Origin of the sequence: Sphingomonas xinjiangensis (genome assembly GCF_014199255.1) — a bacterium.
Lineage (GTDB): Bacteria > Pseudomonadota > Alphaproteobacteria > Sphingomonadales > Sphingomonadaceae > Sphingomonas > Sphingomonas xinjiangensis.
The window spans coordinates 41,010-64,905 of the sequence record NZ_JACIJF010000006.1 but is presented as its reverse complement, the minus strand read 5'-3'; the positions used below and the strand labels follow the sequence as shown (position 1 = coordinate 64,905).

Below are 23,896 nucleotides of genomic sequence, written 5' to 3'. Positions count from 1 at the left end.
CGCTCAAGCTGCAACGCCTGCCGTGCCGGCCCTTAAGATCTGCCCCGCTGAACGCGGATGGCATACCTCACTCTTGATAAGCGCAAGCGCGCGGCTGGCGCTCCGCACGACAGTAGCGCGGCAATCCACAGGCATTTGCCTGCGTCTTGCGCTGCGAAGATCACGGCAATGCTATGGAAAGGATGGAAAGCGAGCGACGCTGCGGGGTAACTCCCGTCCTCGCCGAGCCCAATCAGCCAGCGAGGCACCGCCGCTCATATTCACAGGCCATGTCCATGTGTGCGCGGAACGCCCTCATGCAGGCGGCACGCATCGCGGCGAGGCGTTCATCGATAGCGCGGGCGCGGAAATATTCGAATTCAGTCACGGCGATTCCAGTAGCTGCAAATCGCATATGATTGCTGGAATATTGCTGTAGAACTCAGGTGTTCTACTATGGGCTCGCAACGCGAACTTCATCGATCCCGACCGGGCTCCGTCAGTATGTCGAAACGGCCGCCAGCGTTCACGCCCGGCCATGCCGGCCTCAGGCAGATGGTCGGCGTGCTGCTGGCTCAACGATGCCGGTGGATGGCACCGTGCTCGTCTACGGCTTCCCAGTCAGGAGCGCGATCAAGAGGGCAAACGCTAAGCCGCCGCTTCCAGCTCGCGTAAGCTGCGGCCGCGCGTCTCTCGCCCGGCGCGCCCGATCAGTATTGCTGACAGGGTCATCGGTATGATCAGCGCAGCCGCCGCGCCTCCCATTGTCGGGATCAGCCCGGCAAACGCTCCTAGCTGGACCGCCACCCCGCCGAACTTGCTGCTGCCCGCGATAAGTCCGGTGGCACGTCCACGGATGCGCAGCGCGTAGTTCTCGGCTGCATAGGGAAGTAACACGGCGATCAAGCCGTTGCTGCCGACGACCAGCAGTGCGATGACGGCAATAAGCAGCGGCGGCCAAGCCAGCGTAGATGCCGGCAGCAAGGCTCCGGCAAGACCGGCCAGGGTGAGGAGCACCGTGCCGATCAGGGTGCGTTTGCTGCTCCACCGGCTGTAAAAGAAGGCCGCAACCATGATCGTGGGCAGAGCAACAAGTGCCGAGCTGGCGATGATGCCGCTCGCAATCTCGGCACTGAAGCCTCGATCCTGGAGATCGGAAGGCAGCCACAGCAGCAACCCGAAGTTGACGAAGCTCCACGACAGGGCAGTGATCACCAGGGCGATGGTCAACTCGCGGTGGTGAGCCGCTGCGCTGCCGGCATCCGCTGGAGGAGCTTGAGGCGCACGCCTGACGATGCCGAACTTGCGGGCCATGCCCGCCAACTCAGCGTCCATGCCCCGTTCCATCAGAAAACGCGGGGATTCGGGTATCCACCTTGCCATCGCGAGGAGCAGCAAACCGGTCGGGAAGCCCTGCAGCCACAAGCTGCGCCAGCCGAACAATGGCTCGAACAGATGAGCCGCGCCACTTGCCGCGAGATAGCCGCCGACAAGCCCGGTACCGCCAACCAGCACAAGAACCCAGCTCCTGTGCCGTGGAGGCATGATTTCAGCCAACAACGTGTAGACGACAGGCAGCATGCCGCCAGCCGAGCACCCCATCAGAAAGCACATGACCAGGTTCCAGCTGTAGGACGGCATGGCTCCGCAGATGGAGGTCGAAACGAACAGGATCGTGGACAACAGGATCGACACACGCCGGCCATAAATGTCCGCCAGCCACCCCCACAGGAACGAGCCGACTGTCGTTCCGGTAAGGGCGACGAACGGCAACAGCGCGACGGTCGATTTCGCAAGCCCATATTCGCCACGCATGCCGGGGAGCACAAAGCCGAGCGTTGCCGGCTTCATCGTGTCGATGATGAGACCAAGGGTAAGCACCAGCAGCACGGCAGCATGCGAGCGCGTTAGTGGAGTATCATCGGGCGCTTCAAACGCAGCGCCAGCGCCTGCACGGTGGTCAGGCCGGTTCTTGGGGAGCGCGCCAAAGATCGCGGCCGGAACGCCGATCCCGATCAACGCCATGCCCAGGTACATCCACCCGTCCATAGGCATGCCCGACAGGTGGTTGCCCATCCTATGCGCCATGGCGAGCATCGGTAAGTGAAGCGCAACCCCAACGCTGATCGCTGCACACCCTGCCCAAAAAAGCGGCCAGCGTTCTCCGACACCCGAATTTCCGCGGCTGCTACTGCGGTGCGCCATTCATTCACCCCCCCACCAATAGCAGCGGCATACGTCGCGGAGCGTAACTGGAGCAAGTCGAGTACCGCCCTGCTCAGGCTACTTGAATAACGCTCAGGCCGCATGCACCGCGGCGTGATGCGCCTCATGGCGCACAGCCTCGCTGCCTCCCGTCAGGCCCTTTCCTGCTATTGTCCGGCCGCGCGTTTTGAAATCAGGGAGTGGCGACGGAGAAGCCGCAAAAAGCGGCCATCGCGAAATACTGACTTATCCAGCATCTCACACGTCACCGCTTTTGCGACAGCTTGGCGATCGGAAGTGACGATTCCTTGAACTGAATGTCTTTGCCTGGCGCGTCCTGTTCAGACGCGCTGGGCCGCGCTTGACGTCAGGTGCGTGCTTCTTCCCTGATCGCGGCTATCAGACGGTCGAGTTCGGCAATCGTAGTGAACAACGCCGGCGTCACGCGCATCGCCGGGCCGCTCTTCAGACCCCGCTTGGCAACCACCATCAGCCGATTGCGCGCCAATATCCGCTTTTGCATCGCTTGCGCGCCTTCCCAGTCGCGCGCTCTCGGGAGGCGAAAAGCGGCAACGGCTCCGTAGCGAGGGGCAGGCGAGGGTTGCAGGATCTCGATCCCGGGGACGTCCTTCACGCCGTCGATCCAGTGATCACGCAGCCGCTGAAGATGCCGCAGCTTTGCCTCCGGGCCGATCGCTCGGTGAAAGTCGATCGCGGTCGGGATGGCAAGATGGGCGGCATAGTTGATGGTGCCGGTGAGAACGCGTGCCCGCACGTCATCGGCATCGCGGATGCGGTTGCCCATATAGGGCGCAATCGCATCCTGCCGGCTCTTGCGAATGTAGATGCCGCCGGTGCCCAGAGGCGCGGCCAGCCATTTGTGGATGGAAAAGCCGACGAAATCCGCGCCGATCTCATCCACGGTGAAGGGCAGGTGTCCTACCGCCTGCGCGCTGTCGAGGATCACGTCGACTCCGCGCGCTTTAGCCAGCGCGATGATCTCCTTGACCGGAGGGACCAGGCCGTTGCGGTTGGACAAGTGAGTCAGGAGCAGCAGCTTCGCACGCGGCGTGTCGCGCAGCACGCGATCATAGGCGGCAAGGATGTTGGCGTCGGTGGAGGGCTCCGGAACCGACATGCGTACCAGGCGAGCCCCACGGCTTTCTTCCAGAAAGGCCATGGCATATTGCATCTCGTCATAGTCGACATCCGCTATGATGACGGCGTCGCCGGCCTTGAGAGGTCGATAATTCGTGATGAGCGCGTAGAGCGCCTCGGTGCCGCCGGTGCACAGCGCCACCTCGTTCATGGAAGCACCGATTAGCTTGGCCACCTCGCTCCGCGAGCGGTTCAGCACATCGTCCCGGCGCAGATTCGGCAAGGCGCTGCGGAGGAACAGGCTGTTGTTCCGGTTCACCCAATCGGTGTGCTCGAGATAGTCCTGATGCACCACCCTGGGCATCGCACCATAATAAGCGGCGTCGAAGTTGGAGATCGAGCGGTCGATATCCCACGCACGCACCAGACGTCGCTCGGCCTCGATAAAGGACAAGTCGCCGATTGCCACCGACGGGGTTGCGGCGGAGGCAGCGGCGGTCCCAACTGGCAGGGCCACAGCCGCGCCGATCACGCCGCGGCGGCTCCAGGATGGTTCTGGCGTTTTCATCTCAGTAGCTGATCCCAAGCCGCATGAAGAAAGCTCGGCCATTGAAGCCGAACGGGGAGACGTAGTTGTAGGGAAAGATGCCGTTGTTATCCGCCCCGTTGGTGCCGGCGGCCACGCTCGAGACCGTTGAGGCGATGTTCCGGTCGGGGTAGGTATCGAACAGGTTGGTCACGCCCGCTGCGAGTGTGACCTGATTGGTCGGGCGCCACTCGCCATGAAGGTCGACGATGGTTTCCGCACCAAAGCGTTGAATCACCTGGCTGTTGCCGCTCGCCGGATCGGTGGGCCGCAATTCCACATCATAGCCAGGTGTCAAAACGTCGATGCGTGCCGGCGTCAGGCTGGCGAACTGTACCGCTCGTACCGCGCCATAGCGCACTGCTGTCAGGTTAAAGCTGAACCGGCCGCGATCCCAGCGCAGGTCTGCGACCACCTTGTCGCGCGGTTGAGCATCAGTGAAGCGCAGTTGCTGCGTCAAATCGAACAATGGCGTCGTGATGCCAAGTGCTGCCAGCGGCGGGGGAGTGGGGGCGATCCGATCGAATTTGGTTTCATTGTAGTTAGCGGCCAGCGTCGCGGTGAAGCGGCCAAGGCTGCTCGCGGGGAAGCGATACCGTATGGTCGCGTCGAACCCGCGGGTCGTCGTGTCCACCGCATTGGTCAGGTAGCTTGCCGCCGCGATCCCCGGAAAGCCGGCCTGCGTCAGGACCGTCGTTACGCGCGGGTCCTGGAACGTCGAGGACAATGCAATACGGTCATCGACGCCAATCTGATAAAAGTCGATTGTCGCGGTCAGGCGCGGACCTTCGAAGGTCGCACCCAATGACAGGTTGCGCGATGTCTCCGGGCGAAGGTCGCTTGCGCCAAGCAGGCGTGCCGCAGGATCATCGACCGGCAGCAGACGGAGCGAGGTAAGCTGGCCGTTGATGATCGAGTTGCTGGTCGTGGAGAAGAAGGACTGCGCAAGGTTGGGAGCGCGAAACCCGGTGCTTGCCGATCCACGCACCGCCACACCTGGCAGCAGTTCATACCGCGCGGCGACTTTCCAGTTGGTGGTGTCGCCGAAGTCAGAGAAATGCTCGTGGCGCAGGGCCCCGGAAACCAGCAGCGCGCCCAGAGTCTGTTCAAGTTCGACATAGGCGGCAACGCCGCTGCGGCTCTCGTCCCGTGCATCGCTGGGCCGCGTGCCCGCCGTAGGCTGGAACCCGATCGGCGCGGGGCGTCCTGCATTGGGTCCGTCGAGGATCGGAATACCGCCATTCACATAGCTGGCCACGTCGCCGGCCACCAGCTTGTACTGTTCTTCGCGATATTCGAACCCGATTGCGAGCTTGAGCGGCTCGGCCAGCCCGGTCGCCAACGCACGGGTCAGATCAAGATTGTTGGTCCATTGATCGAAGCGGATGCCGCCACGATAGCTCTCCGTCGGGCTTCCTAGCCCAAGTGAGGCGTTGTTCGCATTACTCTGCCCAAGGTCGATCCGGCTGCCGCCGAACAGCGTGGAAAGATCCCAACCAAAACCGAGCAGCGCGTCGCCGCGGGCACCCAGGGCGGCCGAATAATTGTCCAATCTGGTCTCGATGCGCGGGGCAAAGCCGTCCGGATGGATGGCTCGAACGGTTTCATCCTGACCGGCGCGTCGGCTGAAGCCGATGGACGTGCCTTGCATGCGGCTGGCACCGCCAAAGCCGTATAGTTCTGCGGCGCCGAGCGGCAGATTCATGTTCACGAAGCCGGAAATCTGCTCTGTCTCAGGCTCGCCCAGCTGGAACAAGCGCCGGTCCACCGTTGCTTCGCGAGGATCCAGCGCGCCAGCGGAAGGCGTGAGACCTGTACCGGACCCGAAGTTGCCCGATGGAAGCCGCGTGCCGTTGCTGCCAAGATACTGCTGGCGCGTATCCGGCTCGGCGCGGTTCGTGCCCTCGGTCGTTCGGTAGGCAAAAGTGGTGCGCAGGAAGCCGTTGTCACCGATCTTCGCTCCATGCCAAACGGCGATGTCGGCTACCTGGCCATCGCCGCGTTCGGTGATGCCCAGCGTTGCGCTGCCGCCGGTGCCAACCCGACTGTCGAGTACGATGTTGAGGACGCCGGCAATCGCATCCGATCCGTATTGCGCGGCAGCGCCGTCGCGCAGGACCTCCAGTCGACCAATCGCCGCGGCCGGGATTGCGTTCAGATCGAATGCAACGTCGCCGCGGCCAATCTGGTTGTGATTGGACACGTCCCCCGTGGGGTGTCTGCGCTTGCCGTTGACGAGAACGAGCAACTGGCCCGGCGAGAGCCCTCGTAAGGACGGGGCACTGTAGAAGTCGACAGCGCCGGCCGTGGATGGTCGCGGGATGTTGAAGGACGGGACTTCAACCTTCAGCTGGTCGTTCAGCTGCGTGTATCCACCGTTGCGGAGCTCATCGCCGGAGATGGTATCGATTGGAACAGGCGAGTCAGTGACGGTGCGCCCGCCGAACCGCGAGCCGGTCACGGTTATTTCGGGGTCGGAGTTCTGATCTGCAGCGACACTGTCGTCGGAAGGCACAGTCTGCGCCCTGCCGGGCAGCGAAATGCCGAGGGTGAGCACCGAAAGTGAGGCAAGCAGCGTGCCGCGATCAATCATCCAAAGCTTCCAGAATCAGTTAGAGACAGCGCTCGCTCGAAGCGCGTCCCGCCACGATTGCGGCATCACCGCTTTACCTAAGTGATACGATATATCAACTCCGACTGCGGAACTTTGCGTCGTTGGTCACGGACGCGAAGCGGTGCCGCGTCGCGGGAGTGCTAAGTTTCGGACGTTGCGCAGGCTATTGGTTTTGCGGCAGCCGAAGTCCGGTCGTGGTGGTTAGGCAGATCGCGTCCAAGAGGAAGTCTGCTCAAAGCCGCCTTCCCAAACAGGTCTGGAAAGAGGAACCGGCAAGGCTAGTTCCGATTTGCGCGTGGGCGGGAAGCAGACCGGCATCTTTGTCCGGGAGGTCATCAGCCCTCGGGAATGTCAAATCTGATGATCTGACGTACTGCATGCCCGGCATGTAGCGCATCGAAGCCGGCATTGATCTGATCAAGCGTCAGATAGCCACTTACCAATTTGTCCACCGGCAGCCGCCCGGCGCGGTAAAGCGCGACGTACCGTGGAATGTCGCGTGTGGGGACGCAGGTTCCGATGTAGCTGCCCTTCAGCGTGCGTTCCTCGGCCACCAGGGCGACGACGTTCACGGCTAATGCCGCATCGGCTGGCGGCAGGCCGGCGGTCACCGTGGTACCGCCGCGCCGCGTCATCGCTACCGCACTCTCCAGCGCTCGCACTGATCCTGCCATCTCGAGTACCACGTCGCAGCCACCAGCGGTCAGTTCACGCACCGCCGCAACGGCGCCCGGCCCGGCCTTCACCACCGACGTTGCGCCTATCCGCGTTGCCAGCGCCAGCTTGTCATCGGCCAGATCCACTGCAATCACTTGCGCCGCTCCGGCTGCGAGCGCGCCGAGCACGGACGCGAGCCCGACGCCGCCAAGCCCGATCACCGCCACGGTCTGCCCAGCCTTCACATTGGCGGTGTTCACCACCGCTCCAACCCCGGTTAGCACCGCGCAGCCGAACAACGCCGCCTCATGCAGCGGCAAGTCGCGGTCGACCTTCACCAACGAGCGGCGCGATACGACAGCATGAGTCGCGAACGCTGAGCAGCCCAGATGATGGTGCACGGTGCCGCCGTCGTCGTGCAGACGTACGGCGTTGCCAAGCAGCGTGCCCGCGCCATTGGCCGCGGCGCCGGGTGCGCACAAGGCTGGTCGTCCTTCTGCACAGGGCAGGCAGTGACCACAGCTTGGCATGAATACCATCACGACATGATCGCCGGGCGCAAGATCGTCGACATCGGACCCCAGCGCCTCGACCACACCTGCGGCCTCATGACCCAACGCCATCGGCAATATGCGGGGGCGGTCGCCATTGATCACTGACAGGTCGGAATGGCACAGACCGGCGGCAACGATGCGCACAAGGACTTCGCCCTTACCAGGAGGATCGAGTTCAAGTGCTTCGATCTGGAGCGGCCGGCTGTCGGCATAGGGCAGGGGCGCCCGGACGCTCCGAAGAACAGCGGCTTTGATTTTCATGTCTTCCCTTTTGCACCTATTCCAACCGGGCAAGCTCAAAGTGCGGCGAAGCATACGTGTTCGCGTTGCTCCGGCGATGATTTTGCGCAGCTTTGCCTGGTAGGTGCAAGGGAGCCTAAGCCGATGAAGAGCAGACACTCATGACGCGATCTCCACCACTTCCTCGCGGTCACTATGTAGCGTGGCGGACGATCACCACGCGCTGGAGCGACAACGACGCATATGGTCACGTCAACAACGCGGTTTATTATCACTGGTTCGATACCGCGGTGAACGCGTGGCTGATCGGTGAAGGCCTGCTCGACATCGTCAACGGTGACCCGATTGGATTGGTCGTGGACACCCGCTGCCGGTATGTGAGCTCGCTCGCTTACCCCGAGCCTGTTGAGATCGGGTTGGCGCTCGGTCGGCTGGGATCCTCGAGCGTCACGTACGAACTGGGCGCATTCCGGCCAGGGGACGACATGCCGGCGGCTGAAGCGTCGTTCACGCACGTCTATGTCGATCGAGCGCATCGAAGACCGACCCCGCTGCCCCAGGCTTGGCGGCGCAAGTTGGAGACGCTTGCCTCTCGAATGTAGCCGTGCGCGCCGCTGTGCACAGGTCGGGCGGTGCCTGTTCTTGTGTCGCGGGAAATGCCGACGACCAGACGTCACCTATGCCGTCACTTTCGCGACAGCGCCGTGTCCGTTGTTGCGTGGAAAAGCGGCCCGGCAGTCTTTTGGCTGAAACCGTCCTGAGCTGCCGCGACGGCTTGCCTGAATGAAACATGCCCACTTGATGTAATGATACAACATAGCATAAGTGCGGCGCACTGAGGTGGGTGGAGCAAAATCAGTGCGTTTCAATCGTAACAATCGGTACACGGGTATCCTCTTGGCGACGGCTGCGGCGATTGGCGCGCCCATGCCTGCATGGGGGCAAGCAGCAGCAGACGAGCAAGAAGAAGCGACGCGCGAGGTGCGTCGATCAGGCGGCAGCTCCAGCGACGTGACCGTCACGGGTCGCTCCCTCGATGCTGTCGAGACTCCTCTCCCGGTGCAAGTGCTTGCCGGCGACGAGCTGGCGCATAGGCGTCAGGGTGGTCTGGGCGAAACCCTCGCCGGACTGCCGGGCGTGCATCTCGACAATTTTGGCGGCGGCGCGTCCCGCCCGGTGATCCGCGGACAAACGGTGCCACGAATCGAAGTGCTGAGCGACGGCGCCAATCTTTTCGATGTTTCGTCGGTTTCGCCCGATCACGCCATCACTACCGATCCACTGTTGCTCGACGCGATCGAGATTCAGCGCGGCCCCGCCGCCATCCGCTATGGCGGAAACGCCACAAACGGGGCGATCAACCTGATCGACAGCAAGGTGCCGAAGAAGGTACCAGTTGGAGGGGTCACCGGCGCGACCGAGGTCCGTTACGGCACCGGTGACGAGGAGAAGACTGTTGTCGGGCGCGTCACTGCCGGCCTGGGGCAGTTCGCAGTGCATGCCGAAGGCGCGCGTCGCACCGCCGAGAATTATGCGGTACCCGACAGCTATGGCTCGGACAGGCTGAAGGACTCTTTTGCCGAAAGCACGAGTTACGCCGTCGGCGCTTCGTGGATCACGTCGAAAGGCTATATCGGCGCGGCCTATTCACGGATGGAAAGTGACTATGGGCTCCCCGGGCATAGCCATCTGAACGGCGTCTGCCATACCCATGATCTGGACCTGCATTGCCAATCGCATGGCGGCTTCGAGGATCCGTTCGGCGGATCTGACAGCCACACCGCCCAGATAAAGCTGCGTACGGAACGCGCCGACGTTCGTGCCGACTATCACGATTTGCTGCCGGGCCTCGCGCACGCCCGCCTGCGCCTGTCCTACACTGACTATGCGCATGACGAGATCGACGGCGATCTGCTGTTTACCCGCTTCACCAACAAGGTTTGGGACGGACGCGTGGAGCTGACCCACAAACCGCTCTTCGGCTTTTCAGGAACGTTTGGCGTCCAATATACCGATGGCACGTTCGGCGGCATCAACGTCAACGACTTGCACAAGCCGTTTCCTGACGGGGCCTATGGCTTTGATGGAAACCCCAATTACCGCACCGAGAATGTCGGCATCTTCCTGACTGAGCGCCGCTCGTTCGGGGCAGTCGATCTGGAGGGGGCCATACGCAAGGACTGGCGCAGGATCGACGTGACCGTGCCGTCGTGGCGCTCGACGGTGGGAGCGGAACTGGAGGCACTGTTCGCCGAATGGTACGGACCTGACTGGCGCCAGCTGCTCGAGAGCGAAGACGTCGAAGCGTTCCGGTCGCGAAATCCCACCGTGCGGCACCACCCCTTCTCGGCCTCGCTTGGCGCGACCTGGAATGTTGGTCAGGGATATGCGCTGGCGCTGTCGTTCGGGCATACCGAACGTGCGCCGGGCGTGCGCGAACTCTACGCGCGCGGAAACAATTTGGCGACCAACAGCTACGAGCTTGGTCTTGCGGTCGGCAATCCGATCCTCGGCGAAGCCGGTCTGTCCGCGGAAGATGTTCTGGAGAGCACCGACGCGATCAACCTGACATTCCGCGCGAACGGCGGCCCGCTCGGGTTCGAAGTTGGCCTGTTCTACCAGAATGTCGATGACTATGTGTTCGCGCGGCTGCAGGAGATGGAAACAGAGACCGGCGTACCACACAATTTCCTGATCTACACGGCGGCCGACGCGCGTTTTGCCGGCATCGATGGCGAAATCAGCTACAAGCTCACGCCGCAATCACGCGTGACGTTGTTCGGCGACTATGTCGACGCAAAGCTGAAGCGCGAGAACGACAACCTGCCCCGGATTCCCCCAGGGCGTGTCGGTGCGCGCTATGATTTGGCCGCCGGGCCGGTCTCGGGCAACCTGGAATATTACCACACGTTCGAGCAGGACAAAGTCGCCTCGTACGAGACGCGCACGCCGGGATACGACATGCTGAACGCGATCCTGAGCTACCGCTTCGATCTCGGCGGGGCCAAGTCGGTGGAGCTGTATGCTCGCGGCAGCAACCTGCTTAATGAGCTGGCATTCGCCCATACGTCGTTCGTGAAGGACCAATCGCCTCTAAGGGGCCGCAACTTCGTGATCGGCATGCGCCACGCGTTCTGATCGGCCGAGGCGGCAGGCCTTAACGGCCCGCCGCCTCACGCGCTTCGGTGGCGGATGAACGAACGCTCTCGGCAGCAGCGGGAAACGTCGTGAAGGACCGGAAGAAGGGCGTGAGCGGACAGGCCGCCTGCAGGGTCCACTTTGCCGATCAGGAAGGGCCGAGATTTGGTGGTTTGCGGACCGGCCGCTTTCAGGCCCTGACTTAGGGTAAGCAGACGCTTGTTCATGCAAAAAAAATGGCAGCTTCGCCCCCCGATCCCTGCCGTTCAGCCTACTTCGAAAGCATCTATTGCGGGCGACGTGCGGAAAGCTCACGAAGAAGGACGGCCCGTTGGTCGGTAATGCATGTCTTCATTTTGCCAATTAGGTCTTGCTTGAGGACATTTCGCGTAGCCTTAGAGATGCCTTTGCCATCGCCAGCATCTGTAAGATTCTGATACTTATCAGCACATTTTAAAAATGCTGCGCAGCCGACGTTATCAACTTCTCGATCCCCGCTGGATGTCTTGGTTGAGCATTTTCGCTTTGCCCCCCTTATCTGGTATTTGCCTGTCCACCTATTTAGCCTTTGGCCCATTACGACAATTTCATCTTCCTCTACGGCCTGCGTGGCCGCTTGGGAAATCGTTGCGCTCGCCAGAAACATGGCCATTAACATGGAGAACCCCTTCTGAGATTTTGGTTCGACGAATGATAGTTCGTGAGAGGTCAACGATGGCCATCCGTGCACGAGGTCCGCGGCCCATATGGAGCCTTCATGGACGCGTTTGCGACCGATTCAGGTAAGCATCGAACCAGGCATTCGTCTCAGCAAAGATGCTGCGGATGTTGGCGGGCGATTGCGCAAGGCTGTGGCTTTCGCCAGCATATTGGAGCAGCTTCGCTGTCTTGCCCTGAGCGTAGAGCGCATAAAAGAACCTCTCAGCTTGTGAAGGAGCTCCCCGCATATCCAGATCGCCGTGGATCAGCAGCAATGGCGTGGTGACGCGGGCGACATAGGACAACGGGGAGACGGCGGCGTAGCCCGCCGGGTCTTGCCAGGGCGGGGCGGTGCGGCCCGTGGTATCAAGCTCGGCCCAATTGTCACTCTTCTCGTGCGCGATGCCGGGGTAGCCGACCGCACCTGGGTCCATCTCGCCATAGAGACTAGCGACATCGCTGATCCCCGCCATCGCCACGCCTGCCTTGAACCAACTTCCTTGAGTAAGCAGCGCGAAGACGCTGTAGCCGCCGAAGCTTTGGCCGAACACGCCCAGCCGCTCCGGATCGGCGATGCCCATCGCGGTCAGCTTATCGATCGCAGGCGTTACGCCATCGGCAATCTTGGTATAGGAGTTGGCGTTCTCACGCCGGTCACTGAGCGGCATTGAGGGCACCAGGACAACATAGCCCCGCGCAGCGTAGAGATAGAGATTATAGATGCCCGGCATGAAGGGGTCGGTCATGTAATCACTATCGAGATCGCGCACCATGTTCCCGCCGTAGACCCACACGAGGGTCGGGTAGCGGCGATCAGCGCGATGCCCGGTGGCAGGATCGCCACGGCCTTAAGTGATTGGCCGTGTCTATCGACATAGTCGACGAGGCGCGTTTCGCCCCAATCGATCGCCGCAAGATGGTTGTTGAGCGTCAGCAGGTCGCGGGTGGTGGTTTTGGTCGAGGCGCGCGATATGCGGAGGGTAAGGCCGGTGCGGCCGCTCTCGCTCCACAGTACGGTACCGAGATCAGGCCGGTCATCGAGCAAGACTCCATCCGCCGGCATTGCAATGTTACGCTTGATCTGGTCAGAGTCAGCCCTTTCGGGCTGCGGGGCTACGCTGCCTTCGTGCGACGGGAGGAATTGCGCGCCTTCGCTTTCGCTCTGGCTGCCGCGAGCGGAATAGGCGAGCCGACCGTCGGCCGCCCAGCCGACCAGGGCTAGGGGATAGCGAGCCTGCGGCGGCGGCATTACCCAGCGGATCGACGCGTTCGGGGCGATGTCGATAAAGCTCAAGCCGCGCTCGACGGTCCAATTCTCGTCGGTGTGGTTGGGCAGGATCTGCCCTGCTTCAGGCTGAAGCGCTCCCAGAGGCGTGAGGGCGGCTACTCGCTTCCCATCGGGCGACACCCACAGGCTCAGGCTGCTGCGAAGGGGATAGGTAGGTATAGCGGCGACCGTCTCGGCGCGGCGCGTGGTGACGTCGACGACGCGCAGAACCGCACGATTGGTCTCGTCGCGAGGTAGACGGGCTTCCCCGCTACCCATAGCGAGCGCGGTGGGCTCGACACCGCTGCGTAAGCGGCTTGCCGTGCGCGCAGCGCTGACGAACGGACGGCTATACTGGTCGAGGATCCCCGAAACCTGACCCTCGGGAAGCGTCAACACCAGCAAGCGACGCGCATCGAGCCAGAGGAAGGGCGCACCATCTTCATCGAGGTTGCATGCATGCGGTCCGCTGCGCCGAACCGCGCCTCCGCGCAGATCGAGCTTGTGAAGCGCGCCGCCATAGCGGGTCTGCGTCATTACGGCGGTGTCGCTCATTCGCGTCATTGCGCCAGTGTACCGGTCCCAGATATAAAGGCGGACGTTGTCGCCGCCGCGCGGCTCGCCGCCGGTAGCTTGGGTAGAGAGCACGGCTAGCCGCCGACCGTCGGGCGACCAGCTAGCGCACCAGTAACCGGCGGCGTCCGCGGCGCCGTCTGTCAACGCGCGGCGCTTGCCGGTCTTCACATCAATCAGCCAGACGTCGCTGCGCGTCGGATCGATCTCATAAGCGATGCGGCCATAGATTTCGCCCGTCCGAGCAGGGCGCTGGACGACGGCGGCGACCCAGTTGCCATCTGGCGAGAGCGTTGCTTGGTCGATCCGCTGGACGTCGAGAACGTCGTTGATCGTGAGCGTGCGACGCTGCTGCGCGGTGGCCGAAAGCGCTGGGAGACAGGCAAGCCCAGCCACTACCTTATGCCACCGTCCGAACCCCAATGCGCTGCTCCTATCTTTCGAGGGGAGAGTAGTCAGCAAGTATAATGGCGAAAGTCAGGCGGAGAGGTTAATTGCGATGCCAATGGTTAGCCAAAGCAGGAGAGCGCAAAATGCTCTCGGGGATGGACGTCACCTCAATCGGAACTGCTCGGCTTGAAGTTCACCCTCGGCCTTAACTAGCGGCAGCTTCCGGACCCCGTGGCGACGCCATGACACTCCGAACCGGAAAAGCGGCCGTCGCTACGATCATTAACGGACGTCCGTTTTCAAGCGACGCGAGCCGCCGACTGGATGACTGACTCTGGGGCGGAAGCTGCCATGCCTTGTCGCGGAAGCGCTGAGCTTCGAGACAGGGAAGGCAACCGACGACTCCGCGAACTGCGCTGTCGCGACATTTACTAAACTTCCCTCATAGGCGAGCATCTGGCAAGCGGGCCCGAACGCAAGCTTGCATATCTCAGCGAACTTTAGGTCGGCTGGGTGGCGGGTAGCCCTGAGGTGCTGTGCCTCCAGATCGTTCATCCACAGGAACGCGATCTGCACGCGGTAATTGGCGCCTTTCGCTTGCCCCAGCAGGGGAACTGGCCAGACCTGCCTAATTTTCAGGCAGCATCTCGCATCTGCACAAAAATTGACGTTTCAAACAGGCTCGCACCCCCAGCCCGCCGGGCGATCACCGGCGGGATGGATCTGGCATGCCCCTTGCAGAGCTCCTCGGCAGGACAATCGCCAGGGGGGCGGCATGAAATTCATCATCGCCATCATCAAACCATTCAAGCTGGATGAGGTGCGCGAGGCGCTCACGGGCGTGGGCGTCACCGGCATGACCGTGACCGAGGTGAAGGGCTTCGGCCGGCAAAAGGGCCAGACCGAGATTTATCGCGGCGCCGAATACAGCACCAACATGGTGCCCAAGATCAAGATCGAGGTCGCCGTGGGAAGCGACCTGGCCGACCGCGCCGTGGAAACGATCCAGGCCGCGGCCAGCACCGGCGCGATCGGCGACGGCAAGATCTTCGTGCTCGATCTCGGCCAGGCCGTGCGGATACGCACCGGCGAAACCAACGAAACCGCATTGTGATGAAGGGGGCCACGATGAAGCTTTCGACCAAATTGGCGGCAGGGGCGGGGCTCGCACTGTTCGCCGCGCTGCCAGCCTGGGCGCAGGACGCCGCGCTCCAGGCGCCGGCCACGGCACCCACCGCCACGGTGAACAAGGGCGACACCGCCTGGATGATGACCTCGACCATCCTGGTCCTGATGATGATCCTGCCGGGCCTGGCGCTATTCTATGGCGGCCTTGCCCGCACCAAGAACATGCTCTCGGTGATGACGCAGATCGGCGCGGTCGCCGCGCTCGCCATGCTGATATGGGTGATGTGGGGCTACACCATGGCCTTTGGCCCGGACTATAGCTCCGGCCTCAGCAACTTCGTCTCCAACTTCGACAAGCTGCTGCTCAAGGGCGTGACGCCGGCGTCGCAGGCCGCGACCTTCACCGCCGGGGTCGAGATCCCGGAATATGTCTTCATTTCGTTCCAGATGACCTTTGCCGCGATCACGATCGCGCTGGTGCTGGGCTCGGTGGTGGAGCGGATCAAATTCTCCGCCGTCATGGTTTTCGCGCTGATCTGGCTGACCATCGTGTATTTCCCGATCGCGCACATGGTCTGGGCGGCGAGCGGGCTGTTCTTCAAGGCCGGCGCACTCGATTTCGCCGGCGGCACGGTGGTGCACGTCAATGCCGGCGTTTCGGCGCTGGTGCTCGCGCTGCTGCTGGGCAAGCGCATCGGCTATCCGACCGAGCGCATGGCGCCGCACAGCCTGACGTTGACCATGGTCGGCACCGGGCTGCTCTGGGTCGGTTGGTTTGGCTTCAACGCCGGTTCGGCGCTCGAAGCCAATGGCTCGGCGGCACTGGCAATGATCAACACCTTCGTGGCGACTGCCTCGGCGGGTCTGTTCTGGATGCTGGCAGAGCGGTTTTCGGGCCACAAGGGGTCGGCGCTCGGCTTCTGCTCGGGCATCATCGCCGGCCTGGTCGCGGTCACCCCGGCGGCGGGCAATTCGGGGCCGTTCGGCGCCATCGTGCTCGGCGCCATCGCCTCGCTGGTCTGCTTCGCCTTCGTCACGGTGGTGAAGCCCAGGCTCGGCTATGACGACTCGCTCGACGCGTTCGGCATTCACGGGGTCGGCGGCATGGTCGGCGCGGTCGGCACCGCGGTCGTCTATGCGCCGTCGCTGGGTGGGCCGGGCGCGGCGGACTACGACATGGGTGCCAAGCTGCTGGTTCAGCTCGGCGCGGTCGGCACCACCATCGTTTGGGCCGCGGCCGGTACCGCCATCGCCTATGCGATCGCCAAGGCGCTCACCGGGGGCCGCGTGAAGCCAGAGGTCGAAGTCGAAGGGCTCGACCTCGGCGAGCATGGCGAGCGCGCCTACAATTACTGACGCATTCGGGGCGCCGCTGTGCGGCGCGCCACACGATGTTCCTCCTGCGGACGCACTGGGCCGGTGGCTAAAACCACCGGCTCTTTTTTATCAATAGCTTAGCAGGATCGACACGCGTTTTCCGCGTCGACTAGATAGTGGCCCGACCCGAAAGCGCATCCAGCAGCGGCCGGATCCCCTCGATGTCATATCCCGCCCCGGCCGCCTTGGCGGTCAGCGCGTCAGGATCGCCACCCCGGCTCGCCTCAGCCAGCGCCCACAGGTTGCACGAGCGCGTACCCGAACGGCAATAGGCCAGCACCGGCCCCCGCGCCTGCTCCAATGCCTCAGCCATCGCCTCGACCTGTACTGCCGAAAAGCCGGCATGCGTCACCGGAATCGCCGTATAGGCCAGCCCCGCCGCTTCCGCGGCTTGGCGTAGCGCGGCGCCGTCGGGTTGCGCCAACTCCTCGCCATCGGGGCGGTTGTTGATGATGGCGGTGAACCCGGCCTCGGCCAGGGCAGGGACCTGCTCGGGCGAAATCTGGGGCGCCACCGAAATCTTGTCGTCAACTCTGCGGATCATGCCGCCTCCCGGATCACTAGCAGAAACTCCGATCCATAGGCGTCGAGCTTGCGCGCGCCAACGCCCGATATCCGCCCAAGCTCGGCCAGGCTCGTAGGCTTGCTCATCGCCATGTCGCGCAGCACCGAGTCATGGAAGATCACATAGGGCGGTAAGCCGGTCTCCTGTGCGATCTCGCGCCGCTTGGCCCGCAGCGCCTCGAACAGCGGGTTGCCGATCGGATTGGCGCCACCCGCGGCACCCCGCTTGCCTCGTCGGTCGCGCTTGGGCGGCAGCACCAGCTTCAGCCCCGTCTCACCTTTCAGGATCGCTTTCGCAGCCGGTCCGAACTCCAGTCCGCCATGGGCATTGGTGCGCAGCGCATCGCGCAACAGAAGCGCGCGCGACACCGGCTTCAGCAGCGCGGCCTCGTCGCCACTCACGATGCCGAATACCGAGAGCTTTTCGTGCCCGTTCATCAGGCTACGCTCGCTCGATTGGCCAAGCAGGACGCTCTCGATATAGCCGGTGCCGAACATCATGCCGGTGCGGAACACCGCCGACAGGAACTTCTGCGCGACCACCCCCGCGTCCACCGCAGCGGGCGGCGACAGGCAGTTGTCGCAATTGCCGCATTGTTCGGGCGTATCCTCTTCGCCGAAATGCCGCAGCAGGATGCGCCGCCGGCACTCGGCGGTTTCCACCAGCGCGCCCAGCGCAGTCAGCCGCGCCCGCTCCCCCGGCTGGCGCCCCGTCTCCACTTCGCCGATCCGCTGGCGCGCCCGCGCGAAATCGTCGGCGCCCCAGAACAGATGTGCGACCGCCGGATCACCGTCCCGGCCGGCACGGCCGGTTTCCTGATAATAGCCCTCGATCGACTTGGGCAGCCCGGCATGCGCGACGAAGCGCACATCCGGCTTGTCGATCCCCATGCCGAACGCGACAGTGGCGACGATCACCATGTCTTCGGACGCCACGAACGCCGCCTGGTTGCGGCGCCGCACCTGTGGGTCGAGCCCGGCATGATAAGCCAGCACCGGGCGCCCCGTCTCCGCCAGCTTCTCGGCGAGCTTTTCCACGCCGGCGCGGGTCTGGACATAGACGATGCCTGGCCCGGGATTATCGGCCATTACGTCCATCACCTGTCGCGTCGTGTTCTCGCGCGGCTGAATCGTGTAGCGGATGTTGGGCCGGTCGAAACCCGCGACGATCATGCCCTCGTGCGGGATGCCCAGCTGCTCGCAAATATCCGCGCGGGTGTGCGCGTCGGCAGTCGCGGTCAGCGCCAGCCGCGGCACATCCTCGAACCGGTCGAGCAGCGGCCGCAGCAAGCGGTAGTCCGGGCGAAAGTCATGCCCCCATTCGGACACGCAATGCGCCTCGTCGATGGCGAACAGCGACAAGCGCGCTTGGCTCAGAAGGTTTCGAAAATGCTCGCTGGAGGCGCGTTCCGGCGCGACATATAGCAGATCGAGCTGGCCAGCCCGGAAGCGCTGGATCGTTTCCTCGCGGTTCTCGTCCACGCTCGTCAACGTCGCCGCGCGAATGCCAACCGCTTCGGCTGCGCGCAGCTGGTCGTGCATCAGCGCAATCAGCGGCGACACCACCACGCACGTGCCCTCCAGCGCCAGCGACGGCACCTGGTAGCACAGCGACTTGCCCGCACCCGTGGGCATCACCGCCAGCGTGTTGGCCCCCCGCATGACGCGCCCGACGACCTGGTCCTGAACGCCCCGGAAGCCCGCAAAGCCGAAAGTAGAACGCAGGATTTCAACGGGATCGGCCATCGCCGAGGACCTAGGCTCGCCGAGCCACCCTGTCGAGGCAGCGGTTCCGTACCCGCAACGAGCACTCACAGCTTTTCGCCGTGGCGCCCTTGCCGCTGCGCGCTGCGCCCGCCAAAGCAGGCGGCAATGACAGTAAGCGTGGACATGGGGTTGGACGCGGGCGGAGCGCCCGTGGGTATGGACCTGGAGGAACTCCTCGCCACGCGGCTTCTCGTCCAGGGCAATTCGGGATCGGGAAAGTCGCATCTGCTCCGCCGCCTGCTCGAACGCAGCGCCGGGCATGTCCAGCAGGTGATTATTGATCCCGAAGGCGACTTCGTCACGCTGAGCGACCGATACGGCCACCTTTCCATCGAAGCTTCGGAGCATAGCGAGCGCGATGTCGCCCGCTTCGCCGCGCGCATCCGCGAGCATCGCGCCTCCGTGGTGTTGAGCCTGGAAGGGCTTGAAGCGGAAGGGCAGATGAAGTGCGCCGCCGCCTTCCTGAACGGCATGTTCGATGCCCCGCGCGAACATTGGTATCCTGCGCTTGTCGTGGTCGACGAGGCGCAGCTGTTCGCGCCGGCCGGCGGCGGCGAGGTCGCCGAGGACGTCCGCCGCGCGTCGCTTTCTGCCATGACCAACCTGATGTGCCGCGGCCGCAAGCGCGGGCTTGCCGGCGTGATCGCCACGCAGCGGCTTGCCAAGCTGGCCAAGAATGTCGCTGCGGAAGCATCGAACTTCCTGATGGGCCGTACCTTTCTCGACATCGACATGGCCCGTGCCGCCGATCTGCTTGGCATGGAGCGCCGTCAGGCCGAAGCCATCCGCGACCTGCAGCGCGGTACCTTTCTGGCGCTCGGCCCAGCCGTAGCCCGTCGCCCGGTGGCAATCCGGATCGGGGCAGTGGAGACCTCTGCGCGCAGTTCGAGCCCCAAGCTCACGCCGCTGCCTGAGGCTCCTGCTGGAGACATGAAGGAACTGCTGCTCGCCCCCGCCGAGCCAAGCTGGGTTCCGCCCGAGCCCACGACGCCCGCGACGGCCACGCCCGCCCGATCGGAAACGCTGCTCCAGGCACTTGCCCGCTCGGTTCCTTCAGTGGCGGACACCGGACCCGAAATGGAGCCGGAGGAAGCCGCCGGGCATGTCACCGACGTGCTGCGCGCGATCGTCGCCGATACGGAGTCCGCCTTCCGCTCGCCATCGGTGCTGTATCAGGACTTCTTGGTTCGCTGCCGAATGGTTGGCCTCGCCCGGCCACCGCTCGATCTGTCAGCCTTCACTCGGCGCCTGTCGGCTGCGCGTGCCGGCATCCATGGCGATCCCGATGCGGAATGGTCGCAGGCGCTTGAGGCTGCACGCGCGCTTCCAGACGACATGCTCGGACCATTCCTGCTCGTTGCGCGCGCCGCCCGCGAAGGATTGCCGTGCCCCAGCGACCAGGAAATCGCCGCCACCTATGGCACCAGCTCGCTCGGCCGCGTGCGCCGTCTGCTGCAATATATCGAAAGCCGCGAGTTGTTCGTGACGCGCATCGATCTTGCGGGAAAGCGCTCGATCACGATTCCCCGCCTCGGCTGGACCACGCAACCCTCTGAATCGGGTTGAACTCGCCGGGCGGTTGATCGTGCAGAAGCAGGCAACCGGCGGCCGTTCGGTGAGGCTTCCCAACGGTGAAAGCTGTCCGTCAGCGACGCGCCGCTGGCCTGATCAAGCCATGATGCCGCGCAGCCAGGCGGCGGTGACATCGGGATGCGTCACCGGCAGCATGTGTCCGCCATCGACCAACGTCAGCGTGGCGCCGGGGATCTCGCGCGCGGTCTGCTCGCCGTTCAGCGTGGGATCGAGCAGCCGGTCTTGCGCTCCGAACAAGATTGCGACGGGCACCCGCATCTCGGCATAGCGCGCCCGAAGCTTTATCATTTCCGACCGCACGTGCAGCAGTTCGAACGATCCGGCCATGTAGCTTTTGGGACGGATCGCCAGTGCGCCGCCTCCTCGCGTAACAAAATCCCCGGGCACCGGATCGGGCGCGAACACCGCCCGCGCCATGCTCGGCCGCGTGAGAGTGCCCATAGGTGCCGCGCCCAACCATGCCGCAGCGAAGCGGAGCGGGGCGGGGGCCAACAATCCCACAAAAGCTCCGGGCGCACGATCAACCGGCTGGCTGAGCGGCGCAATGAGAGAAAGGCCGCGGATCAGCTCGGGCCGGCCCAGCCCCAATGCGAGCGCGACTGCGCCGCCCAGCGAATGGCCGACGACCAATGGCCGATCCAGGTCCAATTGCTCGATCAACGCGGCGACGGACGCAGCCTGACCGGCAATGCCGGGGCGCGATCCCTTGATGGTCGAATAGCCCCAGCCGGGCCGATCGACCAGGATCACGCGGTGATCCGCGATCAGGCGCTCGGCCAGCGAGTGCGAGAAGTTGCGCAGCTGTCCCATCAACCCGTGGATCATCACCAGCGCCGGCGCATCCTTCGGACCCAGATCGACATAATGCAGTCGCCCACCGGGCAGGTGCATGAATAGCCCATCCGCAGGCGCCAATTCCTCGGCTTTGCGCGCCGCAAAGGCCGACCAGCCCGCGAGTCCGGCACCCGCCAGCGCCACCATCCCCAGCATCCTACTTGTTCTCATCCGCCGTCACTCGATAGGAACCAGGCATCAGGAACGCGCCAGCCAGCAAAGGTGCCCGATGAACGACGTAATCGACAATGCCGCCGAACAGCGCTTCGAGTTGGAAGTGGACGGCCACACCGCTTTCGCCGCCTATGAGCGAGAGAACAATGTGTTGGTATTCACGCATACCGTGGTGCCTGCTGCACTGCGCGGGCAGGGGGTGGGCAGCCGGTTGATCGAGGGCGCATTGAGACAAGTGCGCGCCGCCGGCGGCAAAGTCCGTCCGGTCTGCAGCTTTGTTGCTGGTTATCTCGCCCAGCATCCAGAGTGGCAGGACCTACGCGCCTGAAGCGTCCAGATAGCCCGTGAGGCGGACGAACCCGAGCAGCGCGTCGGGATAGCTCCCGCAGCGCCTGCTTCATGCGGGCACAATGCCTCGGGCTTCGCAAGGTCCCACAGGGGTTCCAATACCAGCGGTCCTGACGGTCATAGTGCCGCAGCAGTCGCGGCCAAAACCGTGCCTGCTACTTTGCGCGCTCATTGATTCGTCTCACGCACGAGCGGTTACGAAAGCTAGCACATGTGCGTCGGCGCCAGCGTCCCTGCTACTCTGCCGCTAGGTCCTCGCCTTCTTCCCGCTCCTGGGCCTGACGCATCCACATCTCGGCGTAGAGGCCACCCAGGCGCAGCAACTCGGCATGGCTGCCCTGCTCGACCACCCGCCCGCTTTCGAGCACGACGATGCGGTCGGCATGGACGATGGTGGAGAGCCGATGCGCGATGACGATCGTCGTTCGCCCGCGTTCGATCGCCTCCAGGGTCGCCTGGATGTCAGCCTCTGTACGGCTGTCCAACGCGCTGGTCGCCTCGTCCAGGATCAGGATTGGTGGGTTCTTCACCAGCGTGCGGGCGATGGCAACGCGCTGCTTCTCGCCGCCCGACAGCTTCAGCCCGCGCTCGCCGACGCGGGTGTCGAACCCCTGGGGCAGCGCCTGGATGAAGCCGGCGATCGCCGCACCGCGTGCGGCACTGGCGATGTCCTCGGCCGTGGCATCCTCGCGGCCATAGGCGATGTTATAGCCGATGGTGTCGTTGAACAGCACCGTGTCCTGCGGCACGATGCCGATCGCCGATCGCAGCGAATGTTGCGTCACGTCGCGCAGATCCTGCCCGTCGACCGTGATCCGCCCGCTGGTCACGTCGTAGAAGCGGAACATCAGCCGCGCGAGCGTCGACTTGCCCGCACCCGACGGTCCCACCACCGCCACCGTCGCCCCGGCGGGAATGTCCAGGTCGATGCCCTTCAGGATCTGGCGGTCGGGATCGTAGCCGAACTCGACATTCTCGAAGCGGATGTGCCCCCGTTCCACGTGGAGCGGCATCGAATGCGGTGCGTCCACCACTTCGGCGCGCGTGTCGATCAGGTCGAACATGCTGCCCATGTCGATCACGCCCTGGCGGATGGTGCGGTACACCCATCCCAGCATGTCGAGCGGGCGGAACAGCTGGCTTAGTAGCGTCGACACCAGCACCACGTCGCCGGCGGTGAACCGGCCCGAGCTCCACCCGAACACCACCAGCGCCATGCCAGCGCCCAGCATCAAATTGGTGATTATCGCCTGGCCGATGTTGAGCCAGGCCAGCGAGTTCTCTGAGGTGACCGCCGCCTTCATGTACAACGTCATGGCGGTGTCGTAGCGCTTGGCCTCGCGCGCTTCGGCGTTGAAGTATTTAACCGTCTCGAAGTTGAGCAGCGAGTCCACCGCGTGCGCCACCGCGCCGGTGTCGAGATCGTTCATCCGCTCGCGCAGCTTGGAACGCCAGTCGGTCACCCAGCGGGTAAAGGCGATATACACCACCACCATCACCGACGTGCCGATCACCAGCCACATGCCAAAGCGCGTGCCGAAGATGCCGAGCACCAGCACCAGCTCCAGGATCGTCGGGGCGATGTTGAACAGCAGGAAATACAGCATCGTGTCGATGCTCTTCGTGCCGCGCTCGACCACCTTGGTGATCGCGCCCGTGCGTCGCTCCAGGTGAAAGCGCAGGCCCAGCTGGTGGAGATGGGCGAACACGTCGGAGGCGAGCCGGCGCGATGCGTCCTGCCCGACCTTCTCGAACACCGCGTTGCGCAAATTGTCGAACAACACCGTGCCCAGCCGTGCAGCGGCATAGCCCACCACGAGCGCGATCACGAGCCACAGCCCGTCGCGCGACCCATTGGCCATCCCGTCGATCGCGCCTTGCAGGGCAAAGGGCGCGCCATAGACCTGGATGAGCTTGGAGATCAGCACCAGAACCATCGCGAGGACGATCCGCACCCGCAGTTCGCGCGCGTTGCGCGGCCACAGATAGGGCAGGAACCGCTTCATGGTGCCAAGCAGCGGACGCTCGGGCGGGGACACGGGATCTAGGGGAGGCATTAACCGTCAATCTGGGGGTTCGGGCGCTTGCCTGCAACGTTTCGTCGGAACGTC

General features: G+C 63.8%; 18 protein-coding genes. 6 read left to right on the top strand and 12 right to left on the bottom strand.

What is annotated here, in order from left to right; genetic code table 11:
• Nucleotides 1-232: 232 nt before the first annotated feature.
• The 5 genes from FHT02_RS21920 to FHT02_RS11420 form a co-directional block, all read right to left on the bottom strand.
• Nucleotides 233-367, bottom strand: coding sequence for a hypothetical protein (locus FHT02_RS21920; RefSeq protein ID WP_281393175.1), 135 nt, complete (start codon nucleotides 365-367; stop codon nucleotides 233-235).
• 260 nt (nucleotides 368-627) lie between these two features.
• A complete protein-coding gene (locus FHT02_RS11435) occupies nucleotides 628-2,055 on the bottom strand; it encodes an MFS transporter (RefSeq protein ID WP_221239445.1) in 1,428 nt (475 codons plus the stop codon).
• Between the two features lie 496 nt (nucleotides 2,056-2,551).
• Nucleotides 2,552-3,850, bottom strand: coding sequence for an aminotransferase class V-fold PLP-dependent enzyme (locus tag FHT02_RS11430; protein WP_184087632.1), 1,299 nt, complete (start codon nucleotides 3,848-3,850; stop codon nucleotides 2,552-2,554).
• A gap of 1 nt (nucleotide 3,851) precedes the next feature.
• Nucleotides 3,852-6,461, bottom strand: coding sequence for a TonB-dependent receptor plug domain-containing protein (locus tag FHT02_RS11425; protein WP_184087630.1), 2,610 nt, complete (start codon nucleotides 6,459-6,461; stop codon nucleotides 3,852-3,854).
• A gap of 356 nt (nucleotides 6,462-6,817) precedes the next feature.
• Complete coding sequence (locus tag FHT02_RS11420) at nucleotides 6,818-7,954, bottom strand: zinc-dependent alcohol dehydrogenase family protein (protein WP_184087628.1); 1,137 nt, start codon at nucleotides 7,952-7,954, stop codon at nucleotides 6,818-6,820.
• Nucleotides 7,955-8,094: 140 nt separating this feature from the next.
• Here FHT02_RS11420 and FHT02_RS11415 point away from each other — a divergent pair, with 140 nt between their 5' ends.
• The gene (locus FHT02_RS11415) at nucleotides 8,095-8,535 is read left to right on the top strand and encodes an acyl-CoA thioesterase (protein ID WP_184087626.1); all 441 of its coding nucleotides are present in this window, start codon (nucleotides 8,095-8,097) and stop codon (nucleotides 8,533-8,535) included.
• Nucleotides 8,536-8,791: 256 nt separating this feature from the next.
• A complete protein-coding gene (locus FHT02_RS11410; protein WP_343056925.1) occupies nucleotides 8,792-11,071 on the top strand; it encodes a TonB-dependent receptor domain-containing protein in 2,280 nt (759 codons plus the stop codon).
• Between the two features lie 286 nt (nucleotides 11,072-11,357).
• Here the strand turns inward: FHT02_RS11410 and FHT02_RS11405 are convergent, their stop codons facing one another.
• From FHT02_RS11405 to FHT02_RS11395, 3 genes are all read right to left on the bottom strand, one after another.
• Nucleotides 11,358-11,729: a hypothetical protein gene (locus tag FHT02_RS11405; protein WP_184087624.1), complete on the bottom strand. Its 372-nt coding sequence runs from the start codon at nucleotides 11,727-11,729 to the stop codon at nucleotides 11,358-11,360.
• Nucleotides 11,730-11,826: 97 nt separating this feature from the next.
• Nucleotides 11,827-12,543: an alpha/beta hydrolase family protein gene (locus tag FHT02_RS11400; protein WP_343056924.1), complete on the bottom strand. Its 717-nt coding sequence runs from the start codon at nucleotides 12,541-12,543 to the stop codon at nucleotides 11,827-11,829.
• Nucleotides 12,513-14,033: a TolB family protein gene (locus tag FHT02_RS11395; RefSeq protein ID WP_184087620.1), complete on the bottom strand. Its 1,521-nt coding sequence runs from the start codon at nucleotides 14,031-14,033 to the stop codon at nucleotides 12,513-12,515. The genes FHT02_RS11400 and FHT02_RS11395 overlap by 31 nt, the downstream gene beginning before the upstream one ends.
• A gap of 742 nt (nucleotides 14,034-14,775) precedes the next feature.
• Here FHT02_RS11395 and FHT02_RS11390 point away from each other — a divergent pair.
• Together FHT02_RS11390 and FHT02_RS11385 are read left to right on the top strand one after the other, a co-directional pair.
• Nucleotides 14,776-15,114 (top strand): P-II family nitrogen regulator, encoded by a 339-nt coding sequence (locus FHT02_RS11390; protein ID WP_184087618.1) that lies wholly within the window; start codon nucleotides 14,776-14,778, stop codon nucleotides 15,112-15,114.
• Nucleotides 15,115-15,128: 14 nt separating this feature from the next.
• Nucleotides 15,129-16,484: an ammonium transporter gene (locus tag FHT02_RS11385; RefSeq protein WP_184087616.1), complete on the top strand. Its 1,356-nt coding sequence runs from the start codon at nucleotides 15,129-15,131 to the stop codon at nucleotides 16,482-16,484.
• A gap of 130 nt (nucleotides 16,485-16,614) precedes the next feature.
• On the opposite strand, the gene FHT02_RS11380 is transcribed toward FHT02_RS11385, so the two are convergent.
• Nucleotides 16,615-17,049 (bottom strand): protein tyrosine phosphatase family protein, encoded by a 435-nt coding sequence (locus FHT02_RS11380; protein ID WP_184087614.1) that lies wholly within the window; start codon nucleotides 17,047-17,049, stop codon nucleotides 16,615-16,617.
• Entirely contained in the window at nucleotides 17,046-18,815 is a 1,770-nt protein-coding gene (gene recQ, locus FHT02_RS11375; protein ID WP_184087612.1) for a DNA helicase RecQ, read from the bottom strand. Before recQ ends, FHT02_RS11380 begins: the two co-directional genes overlap by 4 nt.
• 126 nt (nucleotides 18,816-18,941) lie before the next feature.
• On the opposite strand from recQ, the gene FHT02_RS11370 reads away from it, so the two are divergent.
• On the top strand, nucleotides 18,942-20,402 hold the full coding sequence (locus FHT02_RS11370; protein ID WP_184087610.1) for a helicase HerA domain-containing protein: 1,461 nt from the start codon (nucleotides 18,942-18,944) through the stop codon (nucleotides 20,400-20,402).
• A 102-nt stretch (nucleotides 20,403-20,504) separates the two neighbouring features.
• Here the strand turns inward: FHT02_RS11370 and FHT02_RS11365 are convergent, their stop codons facing one another.
• A complete protein-coding gene (locus tag FHT02_RS11365) occupies nucleotides 20,505-21,419 on the bottom strand; it encodes an alpha/beta fold hydrolase (protein ID WP_184087608.1) in 915 nt (304 codons plus the stop codon).
• Nucleotides 21,420-21,492: 73 nt separating this feature from the next.
• Here FHT02_RS11365 and FHT02_RS11360 point away from each other — a divergent pair, with 73 nt between their 5' ends.
• The gene (locus FHT02_RS11360; protein WP_184087606.1) at nucleotides 21,493-21,765 is read left to right on the top strand and encodes a GNAT family N-acetyltransferase; all 273 of its coding nucleotides are present in this window, start codon (nucleotides 21,493-21,495) and stop codon (nucleotides 21,763-21,765) included.
• Nucleotides 21,766-22,021: 256 nt separating this feature from the next.
• On the opposite strand, the gene FHT02_RS11355 is transcribed toward FHT02_RS11360, so the two are convergent.
• A complete protein-coding gene (locus FHT02_RS11355; protein ID WP_184087604.1) occupies nucleotides 22,022-23,842 on the bottom strand; it encodes an ABCB family ABC transporter ATP-binding protein/permease in 1,821 nt (606 codons plus the stop codon).
• Between the last annotated feature and the right edge of the window lie 54 nt (nucleotides 23,843-23,896).

Excerpts from the sequence above, each read along its gene's own strand:
- FHT02_RS11435 (WP_221239445.1), bottom strand. The coding sequence starts at position 2,055 with ATGGGCAACCACCTGTCGGGCATGCCTATGGACGGGTGGATGTACCTG.
- FHT02_RS11430 (WP_184087632.1), bottom strand. The coding sequence starts at position 3,850 with ATGAAAACGCCAGAACCATCCTGGAGCCGCCGCGGCGTGATCGGCGCG.
- FHT02_RS11425 (WP_184087630.1), bottom strand. The coding sequence starts at position 6,461 with ATGATTGATCGCGGCACGCTGCTTGCCTCACTTTCGGTGCTCACCCTC.
- FHT02_RS11420 (WP_184087628.1), bottom strand. The coding sequence starts at position 7,954 with ATGAAAATCAAAGCCGCTGTTCTTCGGAGCGTCCGGGCGCCCCTGCCC.
- FHT02_RS11415 (WP_184087626.1), top strand. The coding sequence starts at position 8,095 with ATGACGCGATCTCCACCACTTCCTCGCGGTCACTATGTAGCGTGGCGG.
- FHT02_RS11405 (WP_184087624.1), bottom strand. The coding sequence starts at position 11,729 with ATGTTAATGGCCATGTTTCTGGCGAGCGCAACGATTTCCCAAGCGGCC.
- FHT02_RS11400 (WP_343056924.1), bottom strand. The coding sequence starts at position 12,543 with ATGGTGCGCGATCTCGATAGTGATTACATGACCGACCCCTTCATGCCG.
- FHT02_RS11390 (WP_184087618.1), top strand. The coding sequence starts at position 14,776 with ATGAAATTCATCATCGCCATCATCAAACCATTCAAGCTGGATGAGGTG.
- FHT02_RS11385 (WP_184087616.1), top strand. The coding sequence starts at position 15,129 with ATGAAGCTTTCGACCAAATTGGCGGCAGGGGCGGGGCTCGCACTGTTC.
- FHT02_RS11380 (WP_184087614.1), bottom strand. The coding sequence starts at position 17,049 with ATGATCCGCAGAGTTGACGACAAGATTTCGGTGGCGCCCCAGATTTCG.
- recQ (WP_184087612.1), bottom strand. The coding sequence starts at position 18,815 with ATGGCCGATCCCGTTGAAATCCTGCGTTCTACTTTCGGCTTTGCGGGC.
- FHT02_RS11370 (WP_184087610.1), top strand. The coding sequence starts at position 18,942 with ATGACAGTAAGCGTGGACATGGGGTTGGACGCGGGCGGAGCGCCCGTG.
- FHT02_RS11365 (WP_184087608.1), bottom strand. The coding sequence starts at position 21,419 with ATGCTGGGGATGGTGGCGCTGGCGGGTGCCGGACTCGCGGGCTGGTCG.
- FHT02_RS11360 (WP_184087606.1), top strand. The coding sequence starts at position 21,493 with ATGAACGACGTAATCGACAATGCCGCCGAACAGCGCTTCGAGTTGGAA.
- FHT02_RS11355 (WP_184087604.1), bottom strand. The coding sequence starts at position 23,842 with ATGCCTCCCCTAGATCCCGTGTCCCCGCCCGAGCGTCCGCTGCTTGGC.